General features: G+C 30.2%; 14 protein-coding genes. 5 read left to right on the plus strand and 9 right to left on the minus strand.

Going from position 1 to position 15,350, the window contains the following annotated elements; translation table 11 throughout:
• From ACH2CG_RS04280 to ACH2CG_RS04300, 5 genes are all read right to left on the minus strand, one after another.
• Window positions 1-407: P-loop NTPase (locus tag ACH2CG_RS04280; protein WP_395062542.1), on the minus strand; the 407-nt coding region annotated here is incomplete at its 3' end.
• A 120-nt stretch (window positions 408-527) separates the two neighbouring features.
• A complete protein-coding gene (locus tag ACH2CG_RS04285; RefSeq protein WP_395062544.1) occupies window positions 528-1,808 on the minus strand; it encodes a TolC family protein in 1,281 nt (426 codons plus the stop codon).
• A 182-nt stretch (window positions 1,809-1,990) separates the two neighbouring features.
• Window positions 1,991-4,423 carry an ABC transporter permease gene (locus tag ACH2CG_RS04290; protein WP_395062546.1) on the minus strand — a complete coding sequence of 811 codons (2,433 nt, stop codon included), beginning with the start codon at window positions 4,421-4,423 and terminating at the stop codon, window positions 1,991-1,993.
• A gap of 12 nt (window positions 4,424-4,435) precedes the next feature.
• Complete coding sequence (locus ACH2CG_RS04295; protein ID WP_395062548.1) at window positions 4,436-5,140, minus strand: ABC transporter ATP-binding protein; 705 nt, start codon at window positions 5,138-5,140, stop codon at window positions 4,436-4,438.
• A gap of 55 nt (window positions 5,141-5,195) precedes the next feature.
• Window positions 5,196-6,434, minus strand: a complete 1,239-nt coding sequence (locus tag ACH2CG_RS04300; RefSeq protein WP_395062550.1) for an efflux RND transporter periplasmic adaptor subunit — start codon at window positions 6,432-6,434, stop codon at window positions 5,196-5,198.
• Window positions 6,435-6,731: 297 nt separating this feature from the next.
• On the opposite strand from ACH2CG_RS04300, the gene ACH2CG_RS04305 reads away from it, so the two are divergent.
• From ACH2CG_RS04305 to ACH2CG_RS04320, 4 genes are all read left to right on the plus strand, one after another.
• Window positions 6,732-8,081: a sigma-54-dependent transcriptional regulator gene (locus ACH2CG_RS04305; RefSeq protein ID WP_395062552.1), complete on the plus strand. Its 1,350-nt coding sequence runs from the start codon at window positions 6,732-6,734 to the stop codon at window positions 8,079-8,081.
• Between the two features lie 78 nt (window positions 8,082-8,159).
• Window positions 8,160-9,479, plus strand: coding sequence for a sensor histidine kinase (locus tag ACH2CG_RS04310; RefSeq protein ID WP_395062554.1), 1,320 nt, complete (start codon window positions 8,160-8,162; stop codon window positions 9,477-9,479).
• A 96-nt stretch (window positions 9,480-9,575) separates the two neighbouring features.
• A complete protein-coding gene (locus ACH2CG_RS04315) occupies window positions 9,576-10,871 on the plus strand; it encodes a Fic family protein (protein WP_395062556.1) in 1,296 nt (431 codons plus the stop codon).
• A gap of 59 nt (window positions 10,872-10,930) precedes the next feature.
• Window positions 10,931-11,533, plus strand: a complete 603-nt coding sequence (locus ACH2CG_RS04320; RefSeq protein WP_395062558.1) for a hypothetical protein — start codon at window positions 10,931-10,933, stop codon at window positions 11,531-11,533.
• On the opposite strand, the gene ACH2CG_RS04325 is transcribed toward ACH2CG_RS04320, so the two are convergent.
• The 3 genes from ACH2CG_RS04325 to trmB are packed head-to-tail and all read right to left on the minus strand — an operon-like array spanning window position 11,518 to window position 13,169.
• On the minus strand, window positions 11,518-11,859 hold the full coding sequence (locus tag ACH2CG_RS04325) for an MGMT family protein (RefSeq protein WP_395062560.1): 342 nt from the start codon (window positions 11,857-11,859) through the stop codon (window positions 11,518-11,520). The genes ACH2CG_RS04320 and ACH2CG_RS04325 overlap by 16 nt on opposite strands.
• A gap of 2 nt (window positions 11,860-11,861) precedes the next feature.
• Window positions 11,862-12,494 (minus strand): LysE family transporter, encoded by a 633-nt coding sequence (locus ACH2CG_RS04330; protein WP_395062562.1) that lies wholly within the window; start codon window positions 12,492-12,494, stop codon window positions 11,862-11,864.
• Window positions 12,495-13,169, minus strand: a complete 675-nt coding sequence (trmB, locus tag ACH2CG_RS04335; RefSeq protein WP_395062564.1) for a tRNA (guanosine(46)-N7)-methyltransferase TrmB — start codon at window positions 13,167-13,169, stop codon at window positions 12,495-12,497.
• Between the two features lie 93 nt (window positions 13,170-13,262).
• Between trmB and ACH2CG_RS04340 the strand changes: the two genes are divergently transcribed.
• Window positions 13,263-14,333 (plus strand): glycosyltransferase, encoded by a 1,071-nt coding sequence (locus ACH2CG_RS04340; RefSeq protein ID WP_395062566.1) that lies wholly within the window; start codon window positions 13,263-13,265, stop codon window positions 14,331-14,333.
• Here the strand turns inward: ACH2CG_RS04340 and ACH2CG_RS04345 are convergent.
• Window positions 14,307-15,350: sensor histidine kinase (locus tag ACH2CG_RS04345; RefSeq protein ID WP_395062568.1), on the minus strand; the 1,044-nt coding region annotated here is incomplete at its 5' end. The genes ACH2CG_RS04340 and ACH2CG_RS04345 overlap by 27 nt on opposite strands.

Below are 15,350 nucleotides of genomic sequence, written 5' to 3' on the forward strand. Positions count from 1 at the left end.
GCATCTAGAACTCCAACTTTGAATCCCATTTTGGCCAAAGTCACGGCTAGATTTGCTGTAGTAGTAGATTTTCCAACGCCACCTTTTCCTGAAGCTACAGCAATAATATTGCTAATTCCGGGAATAGATTTTCCTTTAATTTCGTTTGGATTTTCTTTAGCTTCTACTTTAATGTTAACTTTCACGATTGCATCTTGAGAAAATTGCTCGTGAATTAGTTTCTTAATATCGTCTTCAGCACGTTTTTTTATGTGCATTGCCGGAGTTGAAATTAACAAATCGACTGTTACTTCATTGCCAAAAATAAGTACATTTTTTACTGCACCACTTTCAACCATATTTTTTCCTTCGCCTGCAATAGTTATTGTTTCTAACGCTTTTAGGATTTCTTTTCTATCTAACTTCATTATCAATGTTTTATATAAAATATCATTCTTTTTATTCAGACTGATTTTAGATTGCAAAGATAGTAAGAAGTTTAGGAGTTTAAAAGTTTAGGAGTTTAAAGTTTTGTTATAATCAAATAGTTATAATTTATTGCCTTTAATAAGGTTGATTTTGAAATTGGTATATTGTAGTTGCATCGTATTTTTTAAAACATCATATTCTGACGAAAGTAATATATTTTTAACCGATGTTAGTGAAATTGATTCTATTTTTCCTGACAAAAACTTAGCTTGAGTTGTTGTAAATGATGCTTTTGCGTAAGAAAGTGTTTCTACAAATTTATTATGAAGTTGTAAATAATTTAGTCGGTTTTGATTTTCTAATGCAATTTGATTTTCTATTTTTTGTTTTTCTTGATTGATGATTAGTTTGTTTTTTTCGGTTTCAATTTGGGCAGCAGCATTTTTTTTACTGTTTCTAAATCCGTTAAAAATGGGCAGACTTAATTGAACTCCAACTTGCTGGTTTTTGTTATTACCAATTTGATTATTAAAATTATCTACAATAGCATTTGGCTGATTTAAAGGCTTGTAATAAAAACTTGAAATAGAATAAAAAGTGGATAAAACTGGTAAGTTATTGGCTCTTTGAAAACGCAATGTTTTTAAACTGCTTTTATAATTTAGTTCGGCCGATTTTATTTTTGGATTGGAAATTTCATTGGAAACTTGGGCTTCAACATTGGATGAATTTGAAATTAATACAACATCTAAAGTCGCAATATCAGTGGCATTCATTAATTGAAACAATTGGATTTTTTGGAAATCATACAATTGCTTGGTTTCTAAAATTCGTTTTTCTTCTTGAGCAAAACTCAATTGAATGTCGTACAAATCGCTTTTGGGTTTTTTTCCAATTTCGACTTCTTTAGAAATTCTATCCAAATTGAAAACGGCATTTTTAAATTGTTCTTTCTGAATTTTTAGTAATTCTTGGGTAAAAAGCGCTTGATAATAACTGTCTAAAAGTTGTAATTTATATTCGTTTTCAATGATTTCTTTGTCGGATTTTGCTTTTTCGATATCAATTTTATTTTTCTGCACATTGGCAAAAGCACTAAAATCGATTAAATTCATGTTGGCATTGATGTAGAAATTATCGTATTGAATATTAGAACTTACTCGACCATTTGTTGACGGATCGATGGTTGAACCAAAATTATAACTTTGGTTTCCATTGAAACTAACGTTTGGTAATAATTGATTCCAAACCGAATTACTGCTTTTTTGAACACGCTTCACTTCGAGTTGACGAATTTTAATTTCGATATTGTTTTCTAATGCTTTGTCGATACATTTTTGCAACGGCCAAGAATTTTCCTGACCGTTTGCAAAAGTGCTTGAGATAACTATTAAACTCAAAAATATTTTTTTAATTGAAACCATTTTAATTTTCTTCTTCGGATTGAACTGACTTTGTAGTGTAGAATATAATTTAAACCATTAAGAGATTAAGGTTATTAAGACTTAATGAAACTTAATTTCTTAATGGTTCATTTTTTTGGCAGTTGAATTTTGCAATTGAAATTGACTTTTGAAATTCATCATTCATACTTCAAATACTTCAAAACATCAACTCTTGTTGCTTGATAAGCTCGTGACAAAACCACAACCAACGTTAAAATCAGTAGAACAATAAATCCAATGATGAATGGAATTACAGAAATATCAATTCTGAAAGCGAAATTCTCAAGCCATAAATTGAGCAAATAATACACTGGAAATAGCGCAATTAAAAACCCAATTACACAAAAAACGAGGTATTGTTTGGATAATTCTTTTAGTAAAACATTGGTTTCTGCACCAAGTGTTTTTCTGATAACGATTTCTTTCATGCGTCTTTGGATAGAAAATGATGCTAATGAAAACAATCCGAAAAGCGCAATTAAAATTACAATTATGTTCAGTAACGAAAATAAATTCTTCTGTTTTACGTAGGTTTCATAGGTTCTTGCATACGCTTTATCGACAAAATCATATTTAAACGGATATTCGGTATCGACATTTTTTACCCAAAATTTTTCGATGTCTGCAATGGTTTGCTCCATGTTTTCGGGTTTTACTTTTACATAAACATCACTTAAATTCCCAACCATCCAACTGACCGTTTTGAAGTGAAAAAACACCATTGGTGGCACTTTTCCTTGTGGATTAAAAAGGCTAAAATCTTTTACAACTCCTATTATTTTGAACTTATTATCGTTCCAATCGATATTTTTACCAATTGGGTTTTTCTCGTTCATCATTTTCAAAGCGGTTTCGTTTACCATCATTGAATTGATAGTGTCTGATGCTATTTTTGAATCTAAATAACGTCCTTGAACCATTGGTATTTTCATCATTTCGAGCATATCAAAATCAACGGCAATATTTTGTGCTTGAATATTTTCTCCATTATGACTAAACCCAGAAGAGGAGTCGTTTCCGCCACCAAAACGAAAGGCTCCAGTTGCTACTTTTTCTACTCCATTAATTTTAGAAATTTCATTTTTTAATGTGGTATAATTATTAAAAATTATTTGTTCATAATTTTTTTGTCCATAAATAGATTCGGGTTTATTGTATGAAATATCTAAAACTTGACTTCCCGAAAATCCTAAATCTTTATTTGCCAAATAATTAACTTGTTGATAAACAATGTAAGATCCAATAATAAAGAAGGAAGCAATTGCAAATTGAAGAATTAACATTCCGTTACGCAACCAAACGCCACCTTTGCTTCGACCAAAATTACCTTTTAGCACTTTTAAAGTTTCAAAATTAGACACATAAATTGCCGGAAAAACTCCTGCTGCAACAATTGTGATTATAAAAATTAATACCAATTGCCCATAAAATTGACCTCCAAAAATGATTAATTCTTTTCCTAAAAATTCATTATAGTAAGGCAAAGTCAACTCCACAATTACCAATGACAAAAGGATAGAAAACAAAACGGTAATAATAGTTTCAAACAAAAATTGTTTTATAATATCTAGCTTTGATGCACCTACAATTTTGCGAATGCCAACTTCTTTAGCACGACGAATAGCATTTGCAGTAGCGAGATTTACGTAGTTCACGATGGATAAAATCAAAATAAGAATTGACAATCCAACCATAATCAATAAAAACTGATAATTCCCTTTTCCTTCGGGCATTCCTTGACCTTTAGTGTGCAATCTTGACCCAGAAATTGGCTCTAAAATAAAGTTAAAACTACCATATAATTTTTCATATTCTTCTGGAGTAATCCCTTCACTTTTAGCTTCTTTAATTGTTTTATTTTGATAATAAATACTGCTTATTTTCGCTGAAAGTTCACTTGTTTTTGATGGATTTTTCAATTTTATAAACCACCCACAATTAAAGTTTCCCCATTTATCTGTATTTTCCTTAATTTTACCTTTCATGTCATTTACAATAGCATTAGGCGCAATTGATGAATTTCCAGGAATTTCGTAAACAGCAGTTACGGTTAGCGTTTTGTTTTCGTACTGAATTTGTTTCCCTACTGCGGTTTCGGTTCCAAAAAAAAGTGCAGCCGTTTTCTGGTTTAAAGCAATACTATTCTCATCTTTAAAAACAGTTTTTGCACTTCCTTCAATAAATTTAAAAGGGAAAAATTCAAAGAAATCATTTTGCGTATTAAACACTTTTTCGACAATTTGTTTTTTGCCTTTGTATTTGTATAGTAGCGAATTGTACCAATTTTCAACAAAAATCATTTTGTCAATATTTGGGTCATTTTTCACAAAAGGTTCAATAGTTACAGGAGTATTCGTCCAGAAAGTGCTGCCTTTGCCAAAATCTACTAAAACCTGAAAAACGTCATCTTTATTAGGATTCCATTGGTCATAATTTTGTTCGTCGTTCCAATACAAGGTTGCAAAAATCAATCCTGCAATTCCAATACTCAATCCCAAAACATTCAAAGTCGTGAAAAGTTTGTTGTTTTTGATGTGGTATAAAAATATATTTATCCAGTTTTTTAGCATGATTCCTTTCTGTTATTTATGGATTAAAATATCAACATTTCTACTATTATTTTTTTCAGAAAGCACAATTCCGTCTTTCATAAAAATGGTTCTTTGCGAGAAAGACGCATCATAATCAGAGTGCGTAACCATTAAAATCGTACTTCCTTGCGCGTGTAAATCAGTTAATAATTCCATTACTTCGTTTCCGTTTTTACTGTCAAGATTTCCTGTTGGCTCATCGGCAAGAATAATTTTCGGATCATTAATCAATGCTCTAGCAACGGCAACACGCTGTTGTTGTCCGCCCGAAAGTTGTTGCGGATAATGTTTCAATCGATGTGAAATATTCAATCGTTCGGCAATTGCTTCTACTTTTTTCTTTCTTTCCGATGATGGAATGTTGTTGTAAATCAATGGCAATTCGATATTATCATAAACAGAAAGTTCGTCAATTAGATTAAAATTTTGGAAGATGAACCCAATATTTTGTTTTCTAACTTTCGATTTTTCTTGCTCTTTTAAACCTATCATTTCCTGATTTAAAAGTTGATAATTTCCGCTTGACGCACCGTCTAAAAGTCCAATAATATTTAAAAGTGTCGATTTTCCACTTCCTGATGCACCCATAATGGTAACAAATTCGCCTTGATTGATTGTGATTGAAACTTCATTTAGTGCTTTGGTTTCTATTTCTTCAGTTCTAAAAACTTTAGAAAGGTTGTTGATTTTTATCATAATATTCGTTTTTTGATTGATGTTTCTTTTTTCTATATTCTATTCTCTATTTTCTTTATTCCAAATTCAAGACTTCAATATTTGTATAATCTTTATAACTCGATGTAATTACTTTTTCGCCAACTTTTAATCCGTCAAGAACTTCATAATATAGTGGATTTTCTTTTCCTAGTTTTATAGTTCTTCGTTCGGCTGTGTTTCCGTTTACTACAAATATCCATTTTCCTGCGGTTTCTTGGTTAAAACTTCCTTTGGAGAGTAGTTTGGTTTTGGTTTTTTCGGATAAATTCAATCGTACTCCAAAACTTAATCCTTGTTGTAAATCGATATTTTCTGCTGCCGCAAAATTCAATTCCACCTGAAAACGACCACTTTTAATTTCTTTAATGATTTTTACAATTTGTACATCAAGCGTCTTTCCGTTGAATTCGACCGTTCCTTTTTGATTATTTTTTATTTTATCCAAATAAAACTCATCAACATCGGCAACCAATTTATATCCTTTCATCACATCAATTGTTCCTATGCTTACGCCTTGTGTGTAGGTTTTTCCAAGAATGGGTTCAAAGGATGAAAGTCGTCCCGAAAGTGGAGCCGTTATTAGAAAATTCTTTTTGTTATCACGCAAAATCGACAAACTTTTATCCATAATAGCAATCGATTGATTGAGTTGCCCAATCTGAATTTGATTCGCTTGTTTTTCTTTCGTAACACTTTGCTTGATGATGTTCATCCGTTCTTTTTGAAACCTGAAATTTTCTTGTGTAATTTGCCATTCGTTTTTAGATAAAATCTCTTGATCAAACAATTTTTTATTCAAATCATATAAATTTTTGGCATCCAAATAATCGTGCTCAATTGCAATTAAATCCTTCGCCAGATTAAGTTCTTGATTTCTCAAATCGAGTTTTGCTTTGTTCAAATTATTAATTTGTTCGATAATTGCGGTTTCTTGTTGCATATAATTCAACTCCGAATTTGGGTTGTACAATCGCGCCAAAGGTTGCCCTTTTATAACCATATCGCCGTTTCCAACATAAATTTCTTGAACTGCTCCACCTTCAATAATATTGACCAACATCGAATTCATGGGTTCCACTCGTGCCTGAAAAACCAGAAAATCTTCAAAAAAACCTTCTTCTACCGTTTTTATCGAAATCTCGGCTTTTTTTACATTCAAACTTCTTTTTTTAGTTACAGATGTGAAAATAAAATATCCCAAAATCAAAAAGATTGGCAATGCAATAATTAAGTACTTTTTTTTGTTAGTTTTGTGAGTGATGACGGTGTCCATTGTTGTTAATTTGAATAGGTTATAAGCAATTTTATGCCAAAAACTTAAAAATTATAAACAATTGATTTTTAGACACTTTATAAATAACACCTTTTTTTAAGATGTTCATTATCGAACACTATTTGTACGAAACTGAACAGTAACCAAAAACTAAAGTTACCACGAATTAAAAAAGTTAACCACGAATTACACAAATTTTCACAAATCATAGATTTGTGAAATTAAATTTACAGAAAAGTATTCGTGCTAATTCGTGCAATTCGTGGCAAAAAATAATAAATCGTGGCAAAAAAATAGATGAAAAAAACGCAAGCCAACATATTAGTTATAGACGATCAAGAAGACATTCTTTTTGCTGCAAAAATGCTTTTGAAGAAACATTTTGAAACTATTTACACCATAAATAATCCGAGAAATGTGGTAAAACTGTTGGTAGAAAATCCAATTGATGTAGTTTTATTGGACATGAATTATCGAATAGGGTTTGAAGATGGTCGAGAAGGTTTGTATCTTTTGAAAGAAATAAAAACGCTTTCGCCAAAAACCATTGTGATTTTAATGACTGCATTTGGCAAAGTTGAAACTGCGGTTGAAGGTTTAAAAAATGGTGCTTTTGATTATGTTTTAAAACCTTGGGAAAACGAAAAATTAGTTTCTGTTGTAAAACAAGCCGTCGATGAATCTCGAAAACAACAGAAAAAAACCGATAAAATTGTAGTTGATTCTTTTTTTATTGGAAATTCTGAAAGCATCAAAAAAGCCTATTCGCTTGCTGATAAAGTGGCAAAAACCGATGCCAATGTTTTGATTTTGGGCGAAAACGGAACTGGAAAATACGTTATGGCAAATTATATTCACCAACAATCGGAACGAAAAAACAATGTTTTTATGGCTGTCGATTTGGGTTCGTTGAGTGATTCTATTTTTGAAAGCGAGTTATTCGGTTATGCAAAAGGTGCTTTTACTGATGCTAAAAACGATACCGCCGGACGATTTGAAATGGCTCAAAACGGAACTATTTTTTTGGATGAAATTGGCAATGTTCCGTTGCATTTGCAGTCTAAATTGTTGCAAGTTATTCAGACGAAAACGGTAACTAGATTGGGAGAATCAAAACCAAGAAATCTGAATGTTAGAATTATTACGGCAACCAATCTAAATTTGAAACAAGAAGTTGCACAAAAAACATTTCGAGAAGATTTGTATTATCGCATCAATACCATGGAAATTATTTTGCCACCACTTCGCGAACGCAAGGAAGATAAAATTCCGTTAGCACAATTTCTTTTGCAAAAAATGATTGCTAAATATGACAGAAACGAAGTTGTGTTTGATGAAGCCGTTTTATCCAAAATAGAAAAACACGCTTGGAACGGCAATATTCGTGAGATGGAAAATAAAATGGAACGCGCTATAATTCTGTGTGAAAACAATTCTATTTCGGTTTCCGATTTAGATCTAGACGAAATTACTTCGTTTGATGAAAATCAAGATGATTTGCAACTTTCTGATATTGAGAAAAATACTATCGAAAAAGTATTGACTAAAAACAATCAAAACATCAGTAAATCTGCTGAAGAATTGGGTTTGTCTCGGGCTTCATTATACCGAAGAATAGAAAAATATGGAATTGAGAAAATTGGTTAATGAGAAAATTAGACAATGAGAAAATTTGAAAATGTGTTAATTTGAAAATTGTTTAGAAAAAATAAGATAATTAGAAAAATGAGAAAAAATAATGCTTTATTTTTGAGAATATTTTTTGTTTCAATTACAATTGGATTTTGCTTTTTTCTTTTGGAAAAAGGATTGATTTATACATTACTTTTTTTTGTTTTCACACTGGTTTTATTGCTTTTAGAATTCTTTTATTTTATAAAAAACATCTTTTCATTTTACGACAAAACCATTCAGGCGATTTTACAAAATGATTTTTCTGCCGATTTTTCACGACATAAATCTTTTGACAATTATACAAGTTTATTCAAATTGTATGAAAATTTGAAACACAAGCAAAACGATCAGATTTCTAAAGACATTATATACAGTTCGATTTTAAACAATATAGAAACTGGAATTTTAATTCTTCAAAAGGAAGAAAACGATTGGAACATTTTTTTAATGAATGATTATTTTTCTAACCATTTTACGGTTCCAAAAGTTTCCAAATGGAGTTATTTAAAAAATCAATTGCCCACACTTTGCGGTATAATCGAAGAACAAAATTTTGAAGAAACTAAAACAACTTTAGAAATTAGAGTTAACAATCAAGATACGCAAACTTTTGTAATGCAGACTTCAAGAAGTAAAACGTTCAACCAAGATTATTATATTGTTTTGTTGGATTCTATTCAGAAAGTAATCGAAAAAAAGGAGAAAAATGCTTGGATAAACTTGATGAAAGTGATTTCGCATGAGTTATTGAATTCGCTTACGCCGATTCGTTCGTTATCACAAAATTTACACGAATTGGTGCAGCAAGAAACGCTTTCAGCAGAAGATTTAGAAGATATGAAACAAAGTGTTTTTACGATGCTCAACCGAAGTGATCATTTGCAACAATTTGTAGAAAGTTATCGAAAATTGGCTATGTTGCCTTCGCCCAAAAAAGAAAAAGTAGCCTTGACAGAACTAATTGAAGATAGTTTGTTGCTAATGAATACTTTATTTAAGAAAGAAAAAATTGAAATTATTAACTCTGTTTCGTTTAATAGATGGTTGGAAATTGATAAAAATCAAATGGAGCAAGTGCTTATAAATTTGTTGACCAATAGTATTTATGCGTTGTCGGACAAAAAAGAAAAGCAAATTAGCATTGATGCCGAAATTAAAGAAAAACGCATTTTTATAACCATCACCGACACAGGAAACGGAATTGAACCTGAAATTGAAGACAAAATTTTCCTTCCGTTTTTTACCACTAGAAAAGAAGGCGCAGGCATTGGATTAACGTTATCTAAAAGCATTATTGAATCACATGGTGGTTATTTGGCATATCAAAATAATGGACTTAAAACTAGTTTTGTGATTTGTTTGGTGGAGTGATATTGTGTAATTATTTGTAAATTTTTAAAAAATTAGGAAATAATAGAAAATAAATGAATACATTTGTTTTTGTAAATTTTTTAATAATAAGGAAAAATGGCAGATTATACCCTTCCCGATAATGAGAAAAGCACTCTTTTTTTATTAAAAGAAACGCCATCATTTGACTATTTTTTTCATAAAATAGAATCAGAATATTTACCTTGGAATAAAGTTAAATACATTGGAAATGAAAAAAATAATGTGTCATTATGGAAAGAAGTAAAACTAATTAGAAGATTAATATCAAAAAAATTTTCATTAAATGCAAAAAATAAACTTGAAATAAATTATGGTATAAATGATTATCTCCAACAAAAACTGCATTATTTAGATTTTAATTTTGGAGCAGGAATTCAAAAAGAACAATTGCTTTCTGACTTAGACAAACATCAGTATTTATCGAATGCTTTGATGGAAGAATCTATTTTTTCTTCTATGATTGAAGGCGCAACTACAACACGTGTAAAAGCCAAAGACATGCTTCGAAAAGGAAAAAAACCTTCCAATAAATCGGAGCAAATGATTTTGAATAATTACAAAACTATTCAATACATAAGCGAAAGTAAGAATGAGGAAATTACAATTGAAAAGCTTTTCGAAATTCATAGATTAGTTACAGAAAACACTTTGGAAGAAGAAAGTTGCGGCGTTTTTAGAACTTCAAACGATGTATTGGTAATGAATCAAATTACTGGTGAGATTGTACATACACCGCCATCATTTGAAGAATTAAATGAATTGATGCAGTCACTTTGTGATTTTTTCAACAACAATCCGAAAGAAAACTTTATTCATCCAATTGTCAAAGCATCAATTATGCATTTCTTGATTGGTTACATTCATCCATTTGTTGATGGAAACGGACGAACAGCGCGTGCTTTATTTTATTGGTATTTACTTAAAAACGGTTATTGGTTGACTGAATATTTATCAATTTCAAGAGTTATTCTAAAAACCAAAACACAATATGAAAAAGCATACATCAATACCGAAATAGATGAAATGGATGTTACTTATTTTATTCATTATCAAGTAAAAGTATTAATTCAAGCTTTTGAAGATTTAAAAATTTATATTTCAAAAAAGAAAAAAGAAGAAAATAAATTATATAAATATTTAAAACTGCCAAATATAAATGAAAGACAAGCACAAATTTTGTTTTGGATAGAAGAAGATAACAACCGCTTTTTTACTGTAAAAGAGATTGAAAATGTTTTCAAAATAACAAATCAAACCGCTAGAACAGACATTGAAGAATTAGTTGAACGTGAATTTTTGAAAAAAATAAGCATAAATAAAAAGTCTTTTAATTATTGGAAAGGTGAAATATTTGAAAAGGCATTTATGTAATTATTTGTAAATTTTTTAATAATTAGGAAATAATAGTATTTGATAAAAAAAGTGAAATTATGGGATTAACAATACATTATAAAGGAAAACTAAAAAGGGCAAATGATTTAAAATCGTTAATTGATGATATTAAAGATGTTGCTAAAGTTGAAAACTGGAATTATTTTGTTTTTGAAGAACAATTTGAAAATAATTCTTTCACTGAAATTATTGATAGAGAAAACCTTTATGGAATAATGATTACTCCACCAGAATCGGAACCATTTTGTATTTCATTTTTATCAAACGGAAGAATAAGTAGTATCATTAACTTTAATGTTATGCAAATGAGTGAAAAGATAAATGAAGATTTATTATATGATGTTGCTACAAAAACACAAAATTCTGGATATCAGAATCATAAAAAATTAATTTTACTTTTAGATTTCATTAACAACAAATATTTAGAAGATTTTGAATGTAAAGATGAAGGTTACTATTGGGAAACTAGAGATGAAGATTTGCTAAAAAGAACATTTAAAAAATATTTAAACTTAATTGATAGTTTTTCAAGTTCAATTGAAATGATTCCTAGAAATGAAGAAGAAAATTTGGAAGATTACTTGAAACGATTAGCATCGATAACAAATAAAAAATTAGGAAATAATTACAAATCCATTTGAGGCATCCAAAAAACTTTCTCAAAGTCAATAATCTGATTATCCACAACTTTTATTCCTTCATTTTCTAATAATTGTTGCATTAAATTGGTCCCGTCAAAATGCATTTTTCCAGTCAACAATCCCTTTCGGTTTACAACTCTATGAGCTGGCACATCGTCTAAATTATGACTTGCGTTCATTGCCCAACCTACCATTCTTGCAGAGCGAGCAGTCCCTAAAGATTTGGCAATTGCACCATAGGAAGTTACCTTTCCATAAGGAATTTGTCGTGCTATTGCGTACACACGCTCAAAGAAATTATCATTGTTGGTTTCTTTTATTTGCAAAATTATTTTAAATAGAATTTTAAAATATTAAACAAAGTTAGTAAGGCTACAACTCCTGTAATTGTACCTATCATTTTATTCATATTATTAATTAGATAATCTGCTTTAGTTTTCATTTTATTAAAGAAAACCACATAAAAATAAAAAACCATAAATGATCCTGCAACAACTCCTGTAACCAAAGAATATATTGGCAACGGCTTAAAAGTAAATACATTATAAGAAGCCATTGCAACACTTATTAAAACGTAATAAGGAATTGGAAAGAAATTAATTGCCGAAATTACCATGCCCATAAAAAAACGACTTCGCTTACTTTTAACTGTAAGGTTTTCTTTTATTTGAGGTTTTTTAGCAAATTTTAAGAAATATACCGTTAATGCTATGAAAATAAAAAGTCCTATTTCACGCAGTAAAATTACTACTTCCTGATGTTTATCAATATACTGCGCAAATATTACAGAAATATAAGTTTGAAAAAAAATCACTAATAAAGCACCGAGAACAAAAACTAAAGCACGTTTTTTTCCGTCAAACAAACTAATTTTAGCCGCTGTCATGTTGATTAATCCAGGCGGAATAACCCCAACAACAGCTGATAGAAAACCGAAAAAAAACGGAAGAAACAAATTCATCTACTTGATTTTAAAACGAATATACGTAATTGCTTTGTTAACTTCCAAATATTGATTCTCGTAAAATGTTTGAATTTCTGTAACTTCACTCGGCGAACCTTCATTTTTATACACATTATGATTGGCATATAAAACTTCATGACCTTCACCATGCAATAATCCTAAGGTGTAACCGTGCATAAATTCGGAGTCGGTTTTTAGGTTTACAATTCCGTTAGGTTTTAGTATTTTTTTATACAATTGTAAAAATTCTGAATTGGTCATTCGGTGTTTAGTACGTTTGTATTTTATTTGTGGATCTGGAAAAGTAATCCAAATTTCGTCAATTTCTTGATTGGCAAAAATAAAGTTTATTAACTCAATTTGAGTTCTAACGAAAGCTACATTGTGCATTCCTTCATCGACAGCAGTCTTTGCACCACGCCAAAATCGAGCGCCTTTTACATCGATACCCACATAATTAGCATTTGGATTTCTTTGAGCCAAGCCAATAGAGTATTCGCCTTTTCCACAACCTAATTCTACAATTATTGGATTATCGTTTTTGAAAAAATCGCTGTTCCATTTTCCTTTTAAAGGAAATTCACCGCCTACTACTTCTTCTCTTGTTGGTTGAAAAACATTTTCGAATGTTTCGTTTTCCTTAAATCTTTTTAACTTATTTTTACTTCCCACGACTAAAATTAATGTTTTGGCAAAATTAAGGAAATATATAAGACCACAATTAGTTTTATCTTGCCAATTCAAAACTTAATAGAATCGTAACAAATGACATGGACTAATTCTGATAAAAATATTCTTATTGCGCCGTTAAACTGGGGTTTAGGTCATGCTACTCGCTGTATTCCTATTATTCGTGAATTGGAGAATTATGGATTTAATCCGATAATTGCATCCGATGGTGTTGCACTTTCTTTACTTAAAAAGGAATTTCCGCATTTATTAGCGTTAGAATTACCTTCATATAACATTGAATATGCTAAAAAAGCAGAAGATTTTAAGTGGAAACTTTTAAAAAACAGTCCGAAAACAATAAATGCAATTTTTTTCGAAAAAAAACAAGTTAAAAATTGGGTGAAACAATACAATTTATGCGGCATCATTTCTGACAATAGACTTGGTGTTCACAATAAAAAAATTCCATCTGTTTTCATTACACATCAACTTACAGTTTTGTCAGGAAAAACAACTTGGATATCGAGTAAATTGCACCAACATTTTATAAGAAAATTTAATGAATGTTGGATTCCAGATGAGAAAGACATTCCAAATTTATCGGGCAAATTAGGTCACTTAAAAGATTCTAATCTAAACTTAAAATATATTGGCGTCTTAAGTAGATTGCAAAAAAAGGAACTTCCTATTGCATATCAATTGATGGTAATCCTTTCTGGACCAGAACCACAACGAACATTACTAGAAGAAAAACTTATTGACGAATTACAAAATTATAAGGAAAAAGTTATCTTTATAAAGGGCAAAGTAGAACCCGAACAAAAACAAGAAGTAAAAAACAATATCACTTTTTACAATTATATGCAAACCGAACAATTGCAAAAAACGTTCAATGAGAGTGAAATAGTACTTTGTAGATCTGGATATACTACAGTTATGGACTTAGTTAAACTAGAAAAGAAAGCCTTTTTTATTCCAACGCCAGGTCAATTTGAGCAAGAATATTTGGCTAAAAAATACAAAAGAGAAGGATTGGTTGCAACGGCAAAACAAGATAAATTTAAATTAGAAGATTTACTTGCTATTCCTTTATATGCAGGATTACCAAAAATCAAATCGGAACTAAATTGGATGAAATTATTTTTGCTTTTCGAGCGTGAATGAAAACTCTGAACCTTTGTGGAATTCACTTTCTACATAAATTTTTTCGTCATGACCTTCAATAATATGTTTTACTATTGAAAGTCCTAATCCTGAACCGCCTTCGCTGCGTGCGCCACTTTTATCAACTCTAAAGAAACGTTCAAATAGTCTTGAAATATTGTTACTTTCAATTCCTTCGCCATTATCACGAACACGAACTATAATTTTATTTTTTACTAAATCTTCAACAGAAACTTCTGTTGTGCCGTTTTCCTTTCCATACTTTATAGAATTAACTACCAAGTTAGTAAGCACTTGTTGGATTTTTTCTTTATCACCAAATACATTTATTTGCTTGTTGTACCTTCTATCAAACATTAAAATAATATTCTTTTTGTCGGCTTGCATTTCTAACAGGTCAAATACATTTTGAATAACTTCAATGATATTAAAACTGGAGAAATCAAGATTTAAATCGCCCATTTCAAGTTTAGAAATCATGTCTAAATCTTCTACTATGTAAATCAATCGCTCTACACCTTTCTCTGCTCTTTCCAGATATTTTTTACGTAAATCTTTATCTTTCATAGCGCCATCAAGCAAGGTAGAAAGATACCCTTGAACTGTGAATAAAGGCGTTTTTAATTCGTGCGAAACATTACCCATAAACTCGCGACGGTATTCTTCACGAACTTTTAATGTTTCAATTTCAAGTTTTTTATCGGTGGCAAACTTTTTAACTTCTTTAGTTAATGTTGCCATATCGGTAGTTATGGGCTGACTTCTTAAGGTTGTAGAATCAAGCAAAGAAACGTCATCGTAGATTTTTTTAACTCTTCTATATATAAAGTGCTCTACTCTATATTGAAGTACAAAAAAAGCAAAAGTATAGACTGAAATAGCAAATAAGGAACAAAACTGCCAAGAAAAAGTGAAGAACAAGTACAATAAAATTGTGATTAAACTAGTAGAAAATAGTGTAATGTAGGATGCAGAAATTATTGCAAATCGATATGATTTTTTAAAAATAATTGACAT

The sequence above is a fragment of the Flavobacterium sp. genome, from assembly GCF_043778725.1.
GTDB lineage: Bacteria > Bacteroidota > Bacteroidia > Flavobacteriales > Flavobacteriaceae > Flavobacterium.